Origin of the sequence: Mycobacterium sp. E3298 (genome assembly GCF_001666895.1) — a bacterium.
Classification (GTDB): Bacteria; Actinomycetota; Actinomycetes; order Mycobacteriales; family Mycobacteriaceae; genus Mycobacterium.
Map to the genome: position 1 here is coordinate 1 of NZ_LZJB01000344.1, position 17,734 is coordinate 17,734.

Genomic DNA, 17,734 nt, shown 5'->3' on the forward strand with positions numbered 1-17,734 from the left:
ACGACGAGCGGCTGCTCATCCGCTGTCGAAGCGACGCCGACACCGGGGTGGCGTTCACCCGGCCCAGCGACATTCGGCTGATCACCTTCGACGGCGGCGCCGGCGCCGAAGGTGAACTCGGCGGCTATCGCGTGCCCAACGAGCTGCCGATCCACGTGGAGACCATGCTGGCCGATCCGGGGCACCGTGCCGTCGCGCATCTGCACCCACCCGCAGTCGTCGCCGCCGACCTGGCCGGCATCGCGATCCGCCCGATCTACGGGGCATTCGACATTCCCGGCGCGTGGCTCGCGCGCGGCGGCGTGCCCGTCTACGAGCGCGCCGTGCTGATCCGCACCCCGGCGCTGGGCAAGGAGATGGTGGCCGCCATGCGCGGCCGGCCGGTCGTGATCTGCCGCGGACACGGGATCACCAGCGCCGCCGCCACGGTGCAGGAGGCGGTGCTGCAGGCGATCAGCCTCGACGCGCTGGCCCGAATGTCGTTGCGGGTGAGAGCCGCCGGCGGCGCCCTGCGCGATATCGACGACGCGGACTGGGACGACCTGCCGGACCTGGGGTCGTCTTTCACCGCGGAGGCCGCCTGGCGTCATGAAGTGGCTCGATTACCGGCCTGCTGAGGTTAACGACGCGCCGATCTTCCCGACCGTCATCGGGCCCCACATTTATGCTGGCCACGATGGCGAAAAACAGCCTTGATCCCACCACGCCGTTATGGCGTGCGGCGCAGGTGTTCCGGCTGCTGAGCTGCGTCTACGCGACCGGGTTCCAAATCGCCATCAACCCGGATCTGCGCCGCCCCGCGCTGGGCTGGGTGCTGTTCGCGGTGCTCATCGGCTGGAGCGCGGCCTGCGCGGTGGCTTACCTGCGCGGCTTCGGCCGCCGACCGGCATGGGTGCTCGCCGAGATCGTGATCGTCGTGCTGCTCATGTCGTCGAATCCCCTCGTGACCGACCCACACTGGGCGGCTGACAATCAGACCTGGCCGACGACGCTGTGGGCCAGCAACCCCACCATCTCGGCGGCCATCCAGTTCGGCCCCGCCGGCGGCATGCTCACGGGCCTGGTGGTGATGGCCACCAATTTCACGGTCAAGAACTATTTCGCCCTCAACCTGGGGCATAACGCGACCGCCATCATCGAGCTTGCGATCGGCATGGCGATCGGCATGGCCGCCCAAACCGCGCGCCGCGCCCACGATGAGCTTCAACGGGCGGCCCGGTTGACGGCCGCGGTGCAAGAACGGGAACGCCTGTCCCGCCAGGTCCATGACGGAGCCATCCAGGTGCTGGCGCTGGTGGCCAAGAGGGGCCACGAAATCGGTGGCGCCACAGCAGAACTCGCCGACCTGGCCAGCGAGCAGGAACGCGCGCTGCGGCGATGGCTGGCCAGCACGGACGCCGACCACGACGCCGACGGGGCCACCGTCGACCTGCGCACCCTGCTGCGGTGCAGGGAATCCGACCGAGTGTCCCTCAGCCTGCCCCCGGCACCGGTGCCCCTGGGCCGCCGGGTGGGCACCGAGCTCGACGCCGCGGTGGGCAACGCTTTGGACAACGTGGGCGCGCACGCCGGACCCGGCGCCCACGCCTTCGTGCTCGTCGAAGACCTCGGCGATTCCGTCCTCGTGAGCATCCGCGACGACGGCGTCGGAATCGCCGCCGGCCGGCTCGAGGAGGCGGTCAGGCAGGGCCGCCTGGGCATCTCCCAGTCGATCGTCGGGCGGCTGGCTTCGCTGGGCGGCAGCGCCCACCTGCGCAGCGAACCCGGCGAAGGCGCCGAGTGGGAATTGTGCGTGCCACGCGGAGAGGCGTTCCATGACCGATGAGACCCCCACGACGGTGATGGTCGTTGACGACCATCCCATCTGGCGCGACGCGGTCGCCCGCGACCTGGCCGACGACGGGTTCACCGTGGTCGCCACCGCCGACAGCGTCGCCGCGGCGCGGCGCCGCGCGGCCGTGGTCAAGCCCGACGTGGTGGTGATGGATATGCAACTGCCCGACGGCGACGGGGCGCAGGCGACCGCGGCAGTGCTCGCGGTCTCCCCCTCGTCTCGGGTACTGGTGCTCTCGGCGTCCGACGAGCGCGACGACGTGCTGGAAGCCGTCAAAGCCGGCGCGATCGGCTATCTGGTCAAGAGCGCATCCAAATCCGAACTGGCGCAAGCCGTGACGGCCACGGCCGAGGGCCGCGCCGTGTTCACCCCGAGCCTGGCCGGGTTGGTGCTGGGCGAATACCGGCGTATGGCACAGAGCAAGGACGACGGTCCCGCCAGGCCAAGCCTCACCGAACGCGAAACCGAGGTGCTGCGCTACGTGGCAAAGGGCTTGTCCGCCAAACAGATCGCTCAGAAGCTGTCACTGAGCCACCGCACCGTGGAGAATCACGTGCAGGCGACCTTTCGCAAACTTCAGGTCGCCAATCGGGTGGAGTTGGCGCGCTACGCCATCGAGCACGGCCTCGACGAGGAGCCGTGACCCGCGGCGCAGCCGACCGACCGCGCCGCGGGTCGTGGAATCATCGAGCTACCTGCGCGCCGCGGTGAGGCGCTTCGCCGGTGCGGTGGCCATGACGCGGGCGCCGACCAACGCGGTGACCATCACCGCCATGCACACCAGGCCGTCGTCCTTGAGTCCCCACCTGATGGCAGCCAGGATCGCCACGCCCGCAACACACAACAGGCTGCCGACGGCCGCTCCCCGACCGGGCCCCGTCACCGTCGGGGCGCCGTCCCAGCCCGGCAGCGGGTTGTTCTCCAGCGGGCGCAACGCGACGAAAAGCACGGCCATGGCGCCGATCACGATGAGCAGTTGCGCGAGGCTGACGGCGAGGAAGTCCCGCGCGCCCGGGTACCGGGGGCAGCCGAGGTAGTCGAAGACCAGGTGCGCGCCCAGCAGCACGGGCATGTGCCACAAGTACAGGGTCATGGCCCCGGAGTTACCGATCGCCGTCCACCACCACACCCGAGGCCGCCGGGCCCAGCGCGCGATCGCCGGCGCGGCGGCGATCGCCAACGCGCTCAGGACGATTGCGTGGCCGGCCAGCAGCAGCGAGGGCGGGCTGGTGTTGGACAGGCGGTGATCACCGGTGCCGACCATGCTGATCTGATACGGACCCCAGGCCACCAGTGCGACGTCGACGGCGAACGCGATCGCCGCGACGGCCAGTGCGGCACGCCCGCTGAGCAGCCGGCGACGGTAGGCGATGCCGAACATGGCGGGGATGAGCCAGACGGCCAGGTTGAGGTAACCCAGGGGCATCATGGCCGGCCAGTGCAGCCTGATGGCGTCGATGACCGCGATGGTCCCATAGACGCAGGCCACAGCGGCGGCGAGACGCCCCGCGGTGGTGATGCGGTGCAGCACCGGCATGGCGGCCAGCACCAGCACGTAGGCCCCCAAGAACCACAGCAGCTGCGTGCTGACACCGGCCACCGGCTCGTAAATGTGTTGCGGCAGAGCTCGATACAGCACCGTCAGCACCACAGCCCAAAACGCCAGGTAGTAGAACACCGGCCGGAACAGTCTGGTGCAGCGTTTCATCAGCCAGTCACCCCAGTTCGTGCCGGCGGACCACGACGACAGGCAGGCCGCGGCGCCGGCGAAGAAGAACAGCGGCATGATCTGCAGGAGCCAGGTCGCAGCCTGGAACACCACCGAGGTGGTCAGCAGGTTGTCCCAGATCAACACGTGGTTTTTGATGATGCTGATGGCCATCACGGTGTGGCCGAGCACCACACCGATCAGCGACGTGATGCGGATGACGTCCAGGACGCGGTCGCGGTCGGCCGGAGTGGCCGCCGCCACCTCGGCGACGCCGGGGAATCTCGTGAGAGTTGCCATGGGATGTTATCGGACCTTTCGGGGAAAGCTGTTGCGGGATAACGTGATTAGGCGATACGACTTAGGTGAAGTGCTGTCTCGGATGCCATGGACCAAGCATTGCCGGTCGGGCGGGCCCGCGCCCGCGCAGTTCTACGCGTCGGGCCTGAGTAGTACTACTCAGTTCGCGGCGGCGTTGAGCGGGTCGTAGTCGGCCAGCAGTCTCTCGATGCGCGCTTCGTCAAGGCGCACCCGCACCGTCGCGGCCTCCTGCTGGTCGCGAATCACCTTGGCCAGGGTGAACGCGCTCGACACCAAGAACAGGAAGGTGATGCCGAGGAAGCCTCGCTGCCACGCGTCGAGCGGAAGCAGGTAGATCCCGCCCAGCGCGGTCACGAAGCTGATCGCGAACGCGGCGGCGGCCTGAACGAAAAACGCGGCGGTGGTCTTGGACATGCTGTTGGGAACGGTCATGCCAAACAGCCTGCGGCAGAGCGCTGCCCGCCGGATCCGTAAGACTACTCAAGTTTGTGGTTGCCGGTTGACTGAGCTTGCGTCACAGGTTCGTATCGGTCGGCGGACACTCGCCTTACCTGGCCGGACCCAACTACCTGTGCACCTAGTCTGTCCCGCGAGCTGACCCGAATTTCGCGGTGCCCGAAAGGCGCCGACGGCCGAGGAGTATGGACGTGGCCGAACTGGACCGGCGCCGGTTCCTGGCCGCGCTGGCCGCGACGGTGGCCGTCGCCGCCGGCGGGCCTGACGAGTGCGTGGCGCTGGGTGATGTTGCCGGACCCGCGCCGTTGTCGCCCCCGCCGGACCCTCGATCGCGCGTCGCGCTACCCGGTGGCGGTGTGCTGAACAGGCTTCCGGGCAACGGCAACCTCCTGGCCTGGACGGTCGACGACGGCGCCGACACCGACGTGGTGCGGCTGTACACGCAATTCGCCCGGGACACCGGGGTGCGGCTCACGTATTTCGTTACCGGCGCCTACCACTCGTGGACCGACAACGCGGGCCTGCTTCGACCCCTGGTCGACTCCGGGCAGATCCAGCTGGCCAATCACACGTGGACACATCCCGACCTGACTCGGCTCTCGAAGGCCCAAATCGCCGACGAACTCGCTCGCACCGACGCGTTCCTGCGGAACACGTACGGCGTTGACGCCACCCCGTACTTCCGGCCCCCGTACGGCCATCACGACGCCGCGGTCGCCGCCGTGGCCGCCGGGCTGGGCTATGAGGTGACCACCTTGTGGTCCGGCGACTTACGGGATTCCGCGCTGGTTTCCGAGGACCAGATCGTCCGGATGGCCTACCAGTCGTTCCTCCCGCAGAACATCGTGATCGGCCACCTCAACCATCCACCAGCCACCCATGTGTACGGGCAGCTCGTCGATATCATCCGAGCCCGCGGGCTGCGCACGGTGACGCTCGACGATGTGTTCCTGCGACCGGGGCACCGGCGGTAACCGGAGGCGGACTCAGCCGAGCTGGTCGCCAATCTCCTTGGCCGCCTTGACAAGTGCGGCGGCGACCGTGGCATAGCGGGCGGCGTCGAGCCGGTTCTGGGGTGCGGCGGCATTGAGCGCCAGCCGCAGGCCCGGCGCCCGGGTGGGTATCGGCACCGCGACCGAAGCGACGCCTTCCTCGCTCTCCTCCCGGTTGATGGCGTAGCCGCGCTCGCGGATGGCGGCGAGCTCGGCCTCCAGTTCGGTCCGGCTGCCGATCGACGACGAGGTGATGCGCTGCAACCGTTCTCGCGGCAGCAGCTGACGCAACTCCGCCTCGGGCAGCTGCGCCAGCATGACCTTGCCCGTCGAGGTGCAATGCGCCGGCATGCTGCGGCCCAGCCGGGACGCCACCCGGACCGCGGCCGGGCCCTCGACAGCGGCGACGAACCGGACGTTGGCCCCGTCCAACATCCCGACGTGAATCGTCTCGCGCAGCTGTTCGCCGAGGCTGCGCATGACCGGGGTGGCCGCTCGCTGGATGTCGATGCGGCCGAAGATGGCGAACGCGACGCCGGTCAGCGACGGGCCGGGCAGGTAGGCCCTGGACACCGGGTCCTGCCGGACGAACCCGCGATAGGCCAGCATCGCCAGCAACCGATGCGCGGTGGACGACGCCACGCCCAGGTAGCGGGTGGCTTCGCTCAACCGGATCTGGGGTTGCTCGCCCAGCAGCAGAAGCAGCTTGAGCGCGTTGTCGACCGACTCGATCGGATACTGCGGCGCAAGCGAATCGGCGGCCGGGGCTTCGGCGGCCCGCTCGCCCTTTCTCGCCATGACAGTGAAGGTACTCGCGCCGGTTGCGAGTCACAGCAAGCTGAGCACCACAGCGCCGAGGATTCCCGCAGCGACAACGATGCCGGTCGCGGTCGCGGTGGCCTTCCACCCGAAGCTGCGGGCGACCATCGCGGCGCCCGGAACGCTCACCGCCGGAAGGGTGATCAGCAGCGCACCGATCGTCCCCGACGACGCGCCCAGCAGGGCCAGCCCTTGCAGGATCGGGATCTCCCCCGCCGTCGGGATGACCATGAGCGTGCCGGCGATCGCGACGAGCAGGACGAGCAGCAGGCCCAGCAGCAGCCCACGGTGCGCCGGTTGCCCCAAGGTGAGCAGGAAACCGCGGAACGCCCCGACCACGAGCACCAGGACCGCGTACTCGGGCAGCAAAAACAGCACCAACCACAGCAGCGCCCGCACGAACAGGCGCGGCCTGCCCCCGCTCTCGTCGTCAACCGAAGGCGCGGCCGCGCGCGCCGGCGCCGGGACTACGCCGTCCGGCCGGGACAGCAATCCCACCGCGGCCCCGACCCCGAGCACCGTCGCGATGCCGACGACCACGCGCGTCAGGCTCCATTGCCAGGGAGCGACGAAGAGCAGGAAAACGAGCACCGCCGGGTTGAGCAGCGGGTTCCCCAGCCAGTAGGCGATGGCCGCCGCCGGTGTGACGCCGTTGCGCCGCAGGGTGACGGCGACCGGGGCGGCGCAACACGTGCACATCATCGACGGCATGGCGGCGACCCCGCCGGCCAGCGCACTGGACAGCGGAGCGCGACGGTTCAGCACGCGCGGCAGCCACGGGCGCGGGAGCAACGCCTGCACCGAGGCGCTGATCAGCAGCGCGGCCACCAACGCCGGCCAGATCGACGCCACGTAGGCGTGGAAGAAGGTCGCCGCGGCGTGCCAGGTCGGTCGATCGCCGGGGTGGATGCCGCCCACCGTGAGAACGCTCGATCCCGACCAGTGGTGGGTGCGACGGGCCGTGGCGGCCTTGGCGGCGTAAGGCAGCCACTTCGCCCACAGCAGCCCCGCCACGAACAGGGCCACGGCGACGAGAACACCGATCGCGACGTTTCCCCGCCGGCCCGCGTGAATTGCATTGCCCTTCAAAGGCATCGCCATGCCCACCGACGCTAGTCGACGGGCGGTGACCCGCGTCGGGCGCGTGGGTGGCCGCGCTTCCCGCACCGGGGATGCGATGGCTATTATTCTCGGCTTCGTGTACGGGGCTATGCCTTGCGGATATCGCCGTTACGTCGCCATCGGGGACAGCCAGACCGAGGGCTTATGGGACGGCGACGACGTCGTGGGTCTCCTCGGCTTTGCCGACCGGCTCGCCGCCATGGTGGATGCGCACTACCCCGGCCTGCATTACGCCAACCTGGCGATCCGCGGCAAGCGGATCGCCGACGTCTTGGACGAGCAGGTTCCGCAGGCCCTGGCGATGCAGCCGGACCTGATCACGGTGTGCGCCGGGATGAACGACGTCATCCAGCCGGGCCGGTCGTTCGGCCCGGCCCTGGCCGACCTCGAACACGTCTACGCCGCGCTGGCCGGGTCCGGGGCCACGGTGGTGACGACGACCTTCCCGAACGTCGCGCAATTCCTCCCACTCGGACGGCTGGTGTCGGGCCGTCTCGCCCGCATCAACGCGGCGATCACGGCGGCCGCCGACCGCTACGGGTTCGGGCTCGTCGACCTCTACAACGCGCCGTCGATGCGCGAGCTGGACACCTGGGCCATCGACCGGGTGCACGCCTCCAGCAAAGGACACATGCTGTTCGCCGCGGCGGCCGCCGAAGCACTGAATCTGCCTGGCAGCAACCATGATTGGGCCCACGCAACTCCCGACGCCCGGCGCCGCTCGCGCACCACCGGCGCGTACGAGCAGCTGCGCTGGACGCAGGACAGCTTCTTCCCGTGGATCTGGCGCCGGCTGCGCGGCCTGTCGTCGGCCGACGGTCGGGAGCCCAAGCGCCCACAGCTGGAGAGCCTCGGCACGCCGAGCAGGCCGGCCGACGCGAACCGGAGGGTTTAGGGCGCGTATCGCCGGACGGTCAGGCATCCTGGACGCATGGACGTCGAGGCTTTGCTGCACGCGATCCCACCGCTCGCGATCTACCTGGTGGTCGGCGGTGTGGTCGGGCTCGAAAGCCTGGGCATCCCCCTTCCCGGCGAGATCATCCTGGTCAGCGCGGCCCTGATGTCCTCGCACGACGACCTGCCCGTCAACCCGATCGGCGTGGGCGTCGCCGCGGTGATCGGCGCCGTGGTCGGCGACTCGATCGGTTACACGATCGGACGCAAATTCGGCATGCCGCTCTTCGACCGCCTGGGCCGGCGGTTCCCCAAACATTTCGGTCCCGGACACGTCGCGTTGGCCGAAAAGTTGTTCAACCGCTGGGGAGTTCGGGCGGTTTTCTTCGGCCGCTTCATCGCGCTGTTGCGGATTTTCGCCGGGCCACTCGCCGGGGCGCTGAAGATGCACTACCCGCGCTTCCTGGCGGCCAACGTCTCGGGCGCCATCTGCTGGGCCGGCGGCACCACCGCGGTGGTGTACTTCGCCGGGATGGCCGCCGAGCGCTGGCTGGAGCGGTTCTCCTGGATCGCACTCGTCATCGCCATCGTCTGCGGCTTGATCGCCGCCTTCGCGCTGCGGGAACGCACCTCGCGGGCCATCGCGGAACTCGAGGAAGAGCACTACCGCAAGGCCGAGAACACCGCGGCCTGACCCCAGCGGCTCAGCTGGCCGCCTCGCCGAGATCCCCGGGCACCACCGGCCGGTGCTCTTCGATCAGACCGACCGCCATCCGGCGGGCGCGCAGAGCCGCGTCGGTGTCGCCGACGGCCGCCAACACGATGGCGCCCTTCATCAGGATGTGCCAGGACGAGGCGAAGTCCTCGACGTCGATCAGCCCCGCCGCGACGGCGCGCTGGCGCACGATGTCGCGGACGTGGTCGATGTGGACGATGCAGGCCTGCCCGGCCGGGGAGTCGGGACCGAGCTCCAGCAGCACGTTGATGAACGAGCAGCCCTCGTAGCCGTCGCGCAGCTGGATCCAGTCGTGCATGACGTCGAAGATCGCGAGCAACTGCTCCTCGGGCGTGTCGGCGCGCTGGCGGGACTGCTCCTCGATCAGGCCGTGGGTCCACACCTCCTCGCGCCGCTGCAGCACGGCCAGCACGAGGTCGTTTTTGGTGGCGAAATGCCGGTACAGCGTGGCCTTGGCGACGCCGGCCCTCTCGATCACCTCCTCCGTGCCGACAGCACGGATTCCACGTCGGCTGAACAGGTCATATGCGGCGGTCAAGATGCGTTGACGAGCCGACGCGGGAGGCGTTCCGACATCGGAAGTTGTCATAACAACGCACAACATACTCTTAGCCAGGACATGTAGACAGACCGACCTGTCTTGTTATAGAAATGAGATTCGCACTCCGCGAAGAGTCTGTCTTCAGACGGCAGGACGGGCATCCATCGCAGCGTCGTGAGACGCGAGTCGATTAGGAGGCCACGATGAGCTCGGCCATTGCAGAACCTATGACAACTACCCACCTCATGCTGAGCACCAAGCTGGTCTATGAGTTGGGCGATCCGAACAGCACGCTGCGCGCGACAGCCGATCGCAGCGGACCGGCGGTGCTGATCTACGCGGGCGGGGAGGTCGACGCCTGCAATGAGCACACCTGGCGCCAGCTGATCAGCGAGGTCGCCGGCATCGTCGCCGCGCCGGGGCCCTTGGTCATTGACGTCACGGGCCTCGAATTCATGGGCTGCTGCGCCTTCGCGGTGCTGGCCGACGAGGCGAAGCGCTGCAAGAACCGCGGCGTCGAGCTGCGCCTGGTCAGCCGCGAGCCGATCGTCGCCCGCATCGTCGACGCGTGCGGCCTGTCCGCGCTGCTGCCCATCTACCCGACCGCTGACTCCGCGCTGGCGTCCGCGGCCCGTTGGTGACGGGGCAGCGCCGCCACTGATCGGCCCGCCCCCGACGGGATGAGCGACCCTCCCACCTTCGGAGCGGAAGAGGAATTTCTCCTCGTCGACCCGCGAACGGGCGAACCGGCTCCGCGAAACGGCGATGTGGCCGCCGCGGCCCAACGCCGGGGCGTCGAGTTGCAGCTGGAACTGAGCAGCTGCCAGGTGGAGACCACCTCCAGTGTCGTGGCGACCAGCTCGGAACTCGGCGAGGAATTGTCCCGGTTGCGGCGCACGGCCGCCGAGGCGGCCGAGTCGGTGGGGCTGCGGCTGCTCGCGGCCGGGCTTCCGCCCGCCACGCCCCACGAGTTTCCCGTCACCGACACCCCGCGTTATCGGCGTATCGGCGCCGAGTACGGGATGGTCGCCCACGAGCAAGGCATCTGCGGCTGCCATGTGCACGTGCAGGTTCCCGACCGTGCGGCCGCCATTCACGTCAGTAACTGGCTGTGGCCGTGGCTGCCGTCATTGCTTGCGCTGTCGGCGAATTCGGCGATCTACCGCAGCGCCGACAGCGGCTACGCCAGCTGGCGCAGCGTACTGTGGCGGCGCTGGCCGGTGGCCGGGCCCCCGCCCTTCTTCCCCTCCCCCGACGACTACGACCGCACGGTGCGGATGCTGATCGACAGCGAGGTCATCCTGGACCGCAAGATGGTCTATTGGGACGTGCGCCCGTCGGAGAATTTCCCGACGATCGAGGTGCGGGTCGCCGACGTGCCGGCGACGGTTGCCGAGACGGTGTTGCTCGCGACGCTGGTCCGGGCCGCGGTGATGACGGCACTCGAGGACGACCAGCCCGGGCGGCTTCCCCCGGCGGCCCTGCGCGCGGCCTACTGGAAGGCCGCCCACGACGGCCTCGCCGGACGCACGCTCGACCTGGTCCACGGCCGCGGAGCCGTGTCCGCGCGCGATCAGTTGGGCGCCCTCGTGCAACGCGTGCGGCCGGCGTTGGAGACGCTCGGCGAATATGGCCGCGTCGTAAGCGAACTCGACCGCGTCGCAGCCCAGGGCAACGGGGCGATGCGCCAGCGGCGGGCGTGGCGCAAGCGCGGCGAGGTGAGGGACGTCATCGACGAGGTGGCCGCCGCCACGCTGGACTGAACCGGTTGCCGCGCCTCTGTTCACTTGCGCGTGCGCCCAGGGCGGCGACACGCCGGGCGGGCCCTCCCTGGGCGCACACTCAAAGCCGTGAACGCACAGCCGATGCGGCCCGCGCCTCGGTCACGCCACGGCGACCAGTCGGTACAGCCCGATCAGGCCGACCACCACGATCGTCGCCCGCAGCGCGTTGCCCGACAGCCGCCGCCCGTACCGCGCCCCGATCAGTCCGCCAACCAGTGAGCCCGCCGCGATCAGCCCGGCGGCCGGCCAGCTGATCCGGTCGAACGCCACCAACGTATAGGCCACGGCGGCAACCACATTCACCACCAGCGTGAGCAGGTTCTTGGCGGCGTTCATGCGCTGCACCGACTCCGGCAGCAGCGCGCCCATCACCCCGACCAGCAGGATGCCCTGGGCGGCGGTGAAATAGCCGCCGTAGACGCCGACGGCGAACGTGCCGAGCACCAGGACCGCCATGCGGCCGGGGGTGATGTGTTCGGGTGAGCGGCCGGCTACCTCGGCGCGCCGGCCGGTCCACGCCTGGATCCGTGGGCCCACGACCACCAGCACCAAAGCCAGCACCAGCAGCACCGGCACCACCTCGGCGAAGACTTTCTCCGGCAGGTGCAGCAACAGGAAGGCGCCCAGCACCGCGCCGGCCAACGAGGCGGGCAGCTGCCAGCGCAGGCGATTCCATTGACCGCGCAACTCGGCGCGGTAGCCCCAGGTGCCCGACACGCTGCCGGCGACCAGGCCGATGGCGTTCGACATGGTGGCGGTGACCGGCGGGAAGCCGAGGGCGACCAAAGTCGGGAACGTGATCAAGGTGCCGGACCCGACGAGCGCGTTGATGGCGCCCGCGCCGAGCCCGGCCAAACAGATCAAGAGCATGTGGGAAGGCGACACTGAAGAAAAACCTTAGCCTGCCGCCGGTTTCGGCCCGCGGGCGAGTGCGGGCGGGGGTTTCCCGGTCAGGCGGGCGGCGCCTCGGCCCCGCGGTCGACGCCGGTGCGCAGCTTGACCGACGCCGAATACGCGAGCGTCCGGAAGTGCAGGACCGGGTCGTCGGAGGGTTCGATGCCGTCGGTCACCCGCATCGGGTCGAACACGACGATGTCGCCGCCGTGCTCGCGTTGGGTCTCCAGGCCGGTGATCTCGATGGTGCCGACGGTCGCGATCTGAGTGCTCTGCCATGCCGCGGACGGGTCGACCGTGGAGTCGGCGGGACCGGCGATCTGCACGCGATATTCGAACCGCACCGGCCCGCTGTCCAGGCGCGCATTCAGCTCGTCGGTGAGGAAGTCCGCACCCTCGCCGTGGGCGGCCGACGCGGACAGGTAGTTCTGCGCGGCAGCCGGAACCAGATGGTAGCGAACGAATCTGGCGCTGCCGTCGGCGGCGACCCAGCGGAATGCGTGCAAGCCGTGGTATTCGGTGGTCGCGTAGCTGGCCGGGATCTTGTTGGCGTCGCGCACCACCGGCAGCGCGCCGAGCAGCCGCGGATGGGTGAGGAAGTATTTGGCCATGCGCAGCGGCGTGGTCAGGCCGGGCCGCATCGCCTTGAGCAGATCGACGAATCCGTCGGGCGTGCTCGAGACGAACAGCCGGGCGGTCTGCGTCGACACGTCGGTGGTGGAGCCGTCGGGCAGCGTGAACTTCACCGCCATCCCGCGGATCCCCGGCACATTGTCGCGCTGCTTGGGATTGCCCGCGCCATTGGAGAATCGGATCAGCGCCGGGACCGTCGAGCCGTCGAGATGCTTTGCGCGCGAAAGCATGACCGCGTCCGGGGTCGCGGTGAACGTGCCGCGGTAGAGCGTGCCTTTGGCGTGCAGCGCGCGACAACCCGGCTGGGCACCGCCGGTGCCTCGGATCGCCTCGATCGCCTCGTCGGGAGTGACCATGCGCGAATCTTAAAGCGCTATTCGGGAAAGCCGAAGAGTTTCACGACACCGTGATCGCGGCCTGCGGTGTAGCCGCCGTCGACGGCGATTGCCTGGCCGCTGACGAAGGAGGCGTCGGGCGACAGCAGGAACGCCGCCATGGCCGCGACCTCCTCCGGCTGCCCCAGCCGTTGCAAGGCGTGTTCTTCGGTGATGGAGTGCAGCGGGCCCTCCATGCCCGGCAGGCCGAACACGCTTTGCGCCATCGGCGTTTCGATGAAGCCGGGGCAGATGGCGTTGGCACGGATGCCGCTCGGTCCGTAGTCGAGCGCGATGTTCTTGGTGAGCAGGACGACGCCGCCCTTCGCCGCGTTGTACGAGCTGCCACCCGCCGTGCCTTCCAGGCCCTCGACGCTGGCGACGGTCACCAGCGAACCCCGTTCGCCGTCGACCCGGGGTTGCTCGATCATCCGGGCCAGCGCCGCCTTGGCGACCAGGAACGTGCCGGTCAGGTTGATCCCGATGACCCGGTCCCACTCGGCCCTGTCGAGCAGGTGGACCGGGCCGCCGCCGGCGACCCCGGCGGCGTGCAGCACGCCGTCCAGGCGGTCGGGCACGGCGGCGAGCACCGCAGCGATCGCCGCCTCGTCGGTGACGTCGGCGGTGACGAACGTGAACCCCGGCCCCAGGTCGGGCGCGGCGGTCAGGTCGGCGCCGATCACCGTGCCCCCTTCGGCCAGTAGGCGCCGCGCGGTCGCCAGGCCGATTCCGGACGCGGCGCCCGTCACGACGAAGGTGCGTGAGCGGGCACGGTCAGGGTTCGCCACGTCTGGTCCCCTCGGTCGAAGGTCGGTTGGGCCGCAGACATGTTGACACACCGGTCCGCCGCCGAAGCCGGTTTCGATAGAGGAGAGCTATCACCAAATAGTGCCGCGGTCTTGGACACCGGCCCGCTTGCGGGGAGATCGTTAGAACCGGCGGGCGAATCCCCCCGTTCGCCCAGAGCCTGAGCAGGAGCCACACATGTCGACCCCCCAGCCAATACGCCCGCGGCGGGCAGCCGCCCGCCTGGCCGTCGCCACCGCCGTGACCGCGGCGGTCGTCCTCTTCCCGACCACCCATGCGGCGCCGGTGCGGCTCGCCTCGGCCGATCCGGTCGATGTTGCCGACGGCGTCTCGATCGTCCCCGCGCCCGGCTGGACGCTCGGGCACCGCGGGCCGAATTGGGTGGCGCTCAGCAACGCCGACGGCAGCGCGCAGCTGCGGGTCGCGGTCAAGCCCGCCGGCGCGACGGATGTCGGTGCGGTGTTGCAGGCCGACATGAGCGAGTACGCGTCATCTTCCGGCCTGGGCGAGATGAAGACTTTGACCGCGCCGGACACCCGGCCGCTGCAGAGCGCGAACTTTCAACAGCAGGCGTCCATCGACTACACGGCCGACGTGCCGGCCCCGGAGGGCCCGATTCCCGTCCTGGGCACGTTCACCGAGCTGCTGAACACGTCCAACCAGCGGTCGGCGTTCATCGACTTCCGGCAGAACAACAACGCGACCCCGCAGGCCGTGGACGACGGCGGGATGATGATCCGCTCGATGGAATGAGGGATGCGAACTGGTTCAGGCGAATCAGCAAGGCGTGCAGTACTGTTCGCCGTCCCCCTCGCGTCCCGGAACCGACGCATCGAACGCGTTGAGGGTGACGGCCACCATCGAGAAGCAGCCGACAAGAAAAACGATTTCGGCGAGGCCTTGCTCACCGAACGTACGTCGCGCCGCCTGGTACGTCGTCTCGGCCAGCGCCCCGCCACGGTTCAGCGCCGCCGCCATGTCGTAGGCGACCGCCTGGTCACTGCTGAGGTCGCTGGGCCGCTCGCCGGCGGCAATGGTCGCGATCGTCCGGTCGGGCAGCCCCGCGCGTCGGGCGAAGTACTCGTGGCCATAGATCTCGTAGCGAGCACCGAACTTGGCGGCGGTCACCAGGATCACCAGCTGGTGGACCGTGGCGGGCAGCACGCTGTGCTCCCATAGCGCCTTGTTGAAGGCCCAGGCCGGCTTCCCGAAATTCGGGAAATGCAGCCAGCCGTTGAAGGGGCCGATAAGGGCACCGTCCTCGCGGCGGGCGATGAGTTCCCCGAAGTGGTCTCCGATCATCGCCGCCATGTCGTCATAGAGCTCCCGTTGATCAGCACTCAACGTGGCCGGTGGCAGTGGTGGCAGACGCGTCCTTGCTGGCATGGCTCGATCGTGCGACGGCGGCGACCGTTGCGCCAGGACTTGTTGGTGACCAGTGGTAGGCGGAACCTCCCAGCGGACCGGGCAGGCCGACCGCACGTCCTGGCATGATCGCTATCGCAGAATGGAGCAAACCGACCTCGGAGGGGCCTCATGCCACCAGCCGACACCACGGCGAACACCACGGAGACGCTGGCGGGATTCGTCGATCGGCACGCACAGCAGCGGCCCGACGCCGTCGCGATCCGCTACGGCGAATTGGAGTGGTCCTGGGCCGACTGGGCCGCGCGAATCCGCCGTGCGGCCGGCGCGCTGCGCGCCGCCGGTGTGCGGCGCGGTCAGAGCGTCGCGTTCCTGGACAAGAACCACCCCGCCTGCCTCGAGGTGCTGTTCGCCGCGGCGTCGATCGGGGCCGTGACCACCGTCGTCAACTGGCGCGCGATGGGCGACGAACTCGTGCACGTGCTCGACGACAGCGGGGCGCGGCTGCTCTTCGTCGGCGCCGAGCTGCGGGCCGCGGCCGAGGCGGCCGCCGCACGCGCGCCGGGGGTGGAGCGCATCGTCGTGGTGGGTGACGAGTACGAATCCCTGCTGGCGGCCGCGTCTCCCACGGAGCGCGACATCGACGTGCACGAGAGCGAAACCGCGCTGGTGATCTACAGCTCGGGCACCACGGGGCGCCCGAAGGGGGTGTTGCTGAGCCAGCGGGCGCTGGTCAACCACGCGGCGAACCTGGCGCCGGCCTTCCCCTTCGACGACGGGGACGCGAACCTCGTCGCCATGCCGCTGTTCCATGTCGGCGGAATCGGCTACGCGCTGTTCGGGATTCGGGCCGGTGTGCCCACCATCATGACCCGCGAACCCGACGCCGCCGCCCTCACGGGCGCCGTGCGGGCCGGCGCCACCCACGCCTTCTTCGTCCCGCCGGTGATCGCCCGGTTCCTCGACGCCGGCGAGGCGGCGCACGCCACGATCGCCGGCCTGCGCTACATCGTCTACGGGGCCGCGCCGATGCCGCTGCCGCTGCTGCACCGGGCGCTGTCGACCTGGCCCGACACGCGTTTCGTGCAGGTGTACGGCCAGACGGAGCTGTGCGGGGCGGTCACCGCGCTCAGCGACGACGACCACCGCGATTCCGCGCGCCCACACCTGCAGCTGGCGGCCGGAAAGGCGGTGCTGGGCACCGAGATTCGGGTGGTGGATCCCGAGACGGGCGCCGCGGTGGCCGCCGGCGAGGCGGGCGAGATCTGGGTGCGGAGCAACCAGAACATGACCGGCTACCTGAACCGGCCGGAGGCGACCGCCGAGACGATCACCGACGAGGACTGGGTGCGCACCGGCGACGTGGGGCGCCTGGACGAGGACGGCTACGTCTACATCGAAGACCGCCTGAAGGACATGATCATCACCGGCGGCGAGAACGTGTACGGGCCCGAGGTGGAAAGCGTGCTCATCGAGCACCCCGCGATCACCGACGCCGCGGTGATCGGTGTACCCGACGACTTCTGGGGTGAATCGGTGAAGGCGATCGTCGTGGCCGACGGCGAGACCGACGCGCAAGACGTCATCGGCTTCTGCCGTCAGCACCTCGCCGGCTACAAGTGCCCGAGGACGGTGGACTTCGTGGAATCGCTGCCCCGCAACGCGAGCGGGAAGATCCTGAAAGCCGCTCTGCGCGAACCGTATTGGCGCGAGCGGGGGCGGGGCGTATGAGCGCCCCGGTCGACGCGCAACGGCGCGATCGTGCGATCAGTGTGCTGGGCGGTCCGACGACCGTCATCGACATCGCCGGCCGGCGGATCGTGATGGACCCGACGTTCGACCCGCCCGGTGTGCACGCATACCTGACCAAGCTCGCCGGGCCGGCGGTGAACGCCGACGCGCTCGGCCCGGTGGATGCGGTGCTGATCAGCCACGACCAGCACCCGGACAACCTCGACGACGACGGTCGCCGCATGGCCCTGGCCGCGCCGCTGGTGCTCACCCACCCCGGTGGCGCCGCCCGGCTGGGACCACCCGCGGTGGGGGTCGCGCCCTGGCAGACCTACGAGCTGTCCGGATCGCTTGCGGTGCAAGCGGTTCCGGCGGTTCACGGGCCGGCCGACGGGCAGCGCGACGCCAGCGGGCACGTCAACTGCGAGGTGACCGGCTTCGTGCTGTCCGGGCCCGGCCTGCCCACCGTGTACCTCAGCGGCGACAACGCCTCGATGGCGGCGGTCAAGGACGTGGCCGACCGGGTGGGCGTCATCGACGTCGCGGTGCTGTTCGCGGGCGCGGCGAGCGTGCCGGCCAAGGAGCGCGGCCGGCCGCTGACGCTGACCTCGGCGCGCGCGGCCGCCGCCGCCGAGATCCTGGGCGCCCGCGTCGTCATACCCGCCCACGTCGACGGCTGGGCCCACTTCAGCGAGGGTGCCGAAGAATTCGCGGCGGCCTTCG

At 69.7% G+C, this 17,734-nt stretch carries 20 protein-coding genes; 11 read left to right on the top strand and 9 right to left on the bottom strand.

Annotated features, from left to right (window positions below; translation table 11 throughout):
- From A9X05_RS15920 to A9X05_RS15930, 3 genes are all read left to right on the top strand, one after another.
- The coding region (locus A9X05_RS15920; RefSeq protein WP_067782566.1) for a class II aldolase/adducin family protein at window positions 1–617 on the top strand (617 nt) is incomplete at its 5' end.
- A 47-nt stretch (window positions 618–664) separates the two neighbouring features.
- Window positions 665–1,825: a MacS family sensor histidine kinase gene (gene macS / locus A9X05_RS15925; protein WP_067782569.1), complete on the top strand. Its 1,161-nt coding sequence runs from the start codon at window positions 665–667 to the stop codon at window positions 1,823–1,825.
- Window positions 1,815–2,477: a response regulator transcription factor gene (locus A9X05_RS15930; protein WP_067751640.1), complete on the top strand. Its 663-nt coding sequence runs from the start codon at window positions 1,815–1,817 to the stop codon at window positions 2,475–2,477. The genes macS and A9X05_RS15930 overlap by 11 nt, the downstream gene beginning before the upstream one ends.
- 48 nt (window positions 2,478–2,525) lie before the next feature.
- On the opposite strand, the gene A9X05_RS15935 is transcribed toward A9X05_RS15930, so the two are convergent.
- Window positions 2,526–3,842: an acyltransferase gene (locus A9X05_RS15935; protein ID WP_067782572.1), complete on the bottom strand. Its 1,317-nt coding sequence runs from the start codon at window positions 3,840–3,842 to the stop codon at window positions 2,526–2,528.
- Window positions 3,843–4,001: 159 nt separating this feature from the next.
- Entirely contained in the window at window positions 4,002–4,295 is a 294-nt protein-coding gene (locus tag A9X05_RS15940; RefSeq protein ID WP_067751635.1) for a YiaA/YiaB family inner membrane protein, read from the bottom strand.
- 224 nt (window positions 4,296–4,519) lie between these two features.
- Between A9X05_RS15940 and A9X05_RS15945 the strand changes: the two genes are divergently transcribed.
- A complete protein-coding gene (locus A9X05_RS15945) occupies window positions 4,520–5,293 on the top strand; it encodes a polysaccharide deacetylase family protein (RefSeq protein WP_082950112.1) in 774 nt (257 codons plus the stop codon).
- A gap of 12 nt (window positions 5,294–5,305) precedes the next feature.
- Here A9X05_RS15945 and A9X05_RS15950 read toward each other — a convergent pair whose 3' ends face one another.
- Together A9X05_RS15950 and A9X05_RS15955 are read right to left on the bottom strand one after the other, a co-directional pair.
- Window positions 5,306–6,109, bottom strand: coding sequence for an IclR family transcriptional regulator (locus A9X05_RS15950; RefSeq protein ID WP_067751629.1), 804 nt, complete (start codon window positions 6,107–6,109; stop codon window positions 5,306–5,308).
- 30 nt (window positions 6,110–6,139) lie between these two features.
- Complete coding sequence (locus A9X05_RS15955; protein ID WP_067782576.1) at window positions 6,140–7,231, bottom strand: permease; 1,092 nt, start codon at window positions 7,229–7,231, stop codon at window positions 6,140–6,142.
- 97 nt (window positions 7,232–7,328) lie between these two features.
- On the opposite strand from A9X05_RS15955, the gene A9X05_RS15960 reads away from it, so the two are divergent.
- Window positions 7,329–8,147, top strand: coding sequence for an SGNH/GDSL hydrolase family protein (locus tag A9X05_RS15960; protein ID WP_082950106.1), 819 nt, complete (start codon window positions 7,329–7,331; stop codon window positions 8,145–8,147).
- Window positions 8,148–8,183: 36 nt separating this feature from the next.
- Window positions 8,184–8,840, top strand: a complete 657-nt coding sequence (locus tag A9X05_RS15965; protein WP_067751620.1) for a DedA family protein — start codon at window positions 8,184–8,186, stop codon at window positions 8,838–8,840.
- A 10-nt stretch (window positions 8,841–8,850) separates the two neighbouring features.
- Here A9X05_RS15965 and A9X05_RS15970 read toward each other — a convergent pair whose 3' ends face one another.
- Complete coding sequence (locus tag A9X05_RS15970; RefSeq protein WP_067751617.1) at window positions 8,851–9,471, bottom strand: TetR/AcrR family transcriptional regulator; 621 nt, start codon at window positions 9,469–9,471, stop codon at window positions 8,851–8,853.
- Between the two features lie 155 nt (window positions 9,472–9,626).
- On the opposite strand from A9X05_RS15970, the gene A9X05_RS15975 reads away from it, so the two are divergent.
- Complete coding sequence (locus A9X05_RS15975) at window positions 9,627–10,064, top strand: anti-sigma factor antagonist (RefSeq protein WP_067751614.1); 438 nt, start codon at window positions 9,627–9,629, stop codon at window positions 10,062–10,064.
- Between the two features lie 39 nt (window positions 10,065–10,103).
- Entirely contained in the window at window positions 10,104–11,186 is a 1,083-nt protein-coding gene (locus tag A9X05_RS15980) for a glutamate--cysteine ligase (RefSeq protein WP_067782579.1), read from the top strand.
- A gap of 120 nt (window positions 11,187–11,306) precedes the next feature.
- Here the strand turns inward: A9X05_RS15980 and A9X05_RS15985 are convergent, their stop codons facing one another.
- From A9X05_RS15985 to A9X05_RS15995, 3 genes are all read right to left on the bottom strand, one after another.
- On the bottom strand, window positions 11,307–12,092 hold the full coding sequence (locus A9X05_RS15985) for a sulfite exporter TauE/SafE family protein (protein ID WP_082954976.1): 786 nt from the start codon (window positions 12,090–12,092) through the stop codon (window positions 11,307–11,309).
- 65 nt (window positions 12,093–12,157) lie between these two features.
- Window positions 12,158–13,090: a catalase family peroxidase gene (locus A9X05_RS15990; protein WP_067751606.1), complete on the bottom strand. Its 933-nt coding sequence runs from the start codon at window positions 13,088–13,090 to the stop codon at window positions 12,158–12,160.
- Between the two features lie 17 nt (window positions 13,091–13,107).
- Entirely contained in the window at window positions 13,108–13,896 is a 789-nt protein-coding gene (locus tag A9X05_RS15995) for an SDR family NAD(P)-dependent oxidoreductase (RefSeq protein WP_067782582.1), read from the bottom strand.
- A gap of 196 nt (window positions 13,897–14,092) precedes the next feature.
- On the opposite strand from A9X05_RS15995, the gene A9X05_RS16000 reads away from it, so the two are divergent.
- A complete protein-coding gene (locus A9X05_RS16000) occupies window positions 14,093–14,668 on the top strand; it encodes a hypothetical protein (protein WP_067782584.1) in 576 nt (191 codons plus the stop codon).
- A gap of 24 nt (window positions 14,669–14,692) precedes the next feature.
- Here A9X05_RS16000 and A9X05_RS16005 read toward each other — a convergent pair whose 3' ends face one another.
- Entirely contained in the window at window positions 14,693–15,301 is a 609-nt protein-coding gene (locus A9X05_RS16005) for a carboxymuconolactone decarboxylase family protein (RefSeq protein ID WP_067782587.1), read from the bottom strand.
- A gap of 150 nt (window positions 15,302–15,451) precedes the next feature.
- On the opposite strand from A9X05_RS16005, the gene A9X05_RS16010 reads away from it, so the two are divergent.
- Window positions 15,452–17,011 (top strand): long-chain-fatty-acid--CoA ligase, encoded by a 1,560-nt coding sequence (locus A9X05_RS16010; protein ID WP_067782589.1) that lies wholly within the window; start codon window positions 15,452–15,454, stop codon window positions 17,009–17,011.
- Window positions 17,008–17,734 (top strand): MBL fold metallo-hydrolase (locus tag A9X05_RS16015; protein WP_067782592.1); only part of this gene is annotated, 727 nt, incomplete at its 3' end. The genes A9X05_RS16010 and A9X05_RS16015, both read left to right, overlap by 4 nt.

Coding starts and splice junctions, on each gene's coding strand:
- macS (WP_067782569.1), top strand. CDS start 665: ATGCTGGCCACGATGGCGAAAAACAGCCTTGATCCCACCACGCCGTTA.
- A9X05_RS15930 (WP_067751640.1), top strand. CDS start 1,815: ATGACCGATGAGACCCCCACGACGGTGATGGTCGTTGACGACCATCCC.
- A9X05_RS15935 (WP_067782572.1), bottom strand. CDS start 3,842: ATGGCAACTCTCACGAGATTCCCCGGCGTCGCCGAGGTGGCGGCGGCC.
- A9X05_RS15940 (WP_067751635.1), bottom strand. CDS start 4,295: ATGACCGTTCCCAACAGCATGTCCAAGACCACCGCCGCGTTTTTCGTT.
- A9X05_RS15950 (WP_067751629.1), bottom strand. CDS start 6,109: ATGGCGAGAAAGGGCGAGCGGGCCGCCGAAGCCCCGGCCGCCGATTCG.
- A9X05_RS15955 (WP_067782576.1), bottom strand. CDS start 7,231: ATGGCGATGCCTTTGAAGGGCAATGCAATTCACGCGGGCCGGCGGGGA.
- A9X05_RS15965 (WP_067751620.1), top strand. CDS start 8,184: ATGGACGTCGAGGCTTTGCTGCACGCGATCCCACCGCTCGCGATCTAC.
- A9X05_RS15970 (WP_067751617.1), bottom strand. CDS start 9,471: ATGACAACTTCCGATGTCGGAACGCCTCCCGCGTCGGCTCGTCAACGC.
- A9X05_RS15975 (WP_067751614.1), top strand. CDS start 9,627: ATGAGCTCGGCCATTGCAGAACCTATGACAACTACCCACCTCATGCTG.
- A9X05_RS15980 (WP_067782579.1), top strand. CDS start 10,104: ATGAGCGACCCTCCCACCTTCGGAGCGGAAGAGGAATTTCTCCTCGTC.
- A9X05_RS15990 (WP_067751606.1), bottom strand. CDS start 13,090: ATGGTCACTCCCGACGAGGCGATCGAGGCGATCCGAGGCACCGGCGGT.
- A9X05_RS16000 (WP_067782584.1), top strand. CDS start 14,093: ATGTCGACCCCCCAGCCAATACGCCCGCGGCGGGCAGCCGCCCGCCTG.
- A9X05_RS16005 (WP_067782587.1), bottom strand. CDS start 15,301: ATGCCAGCAAGGACGCGTCTGCCACCACTGCCACCGGCCACGTTGAGT.
- A9X05_RS16010 (WP_067782589.1), top strand. CDS start 15,452: ATGCCACCAGCCGACACCACGGCGAACACCACGGAGACGCTGGCGGGA.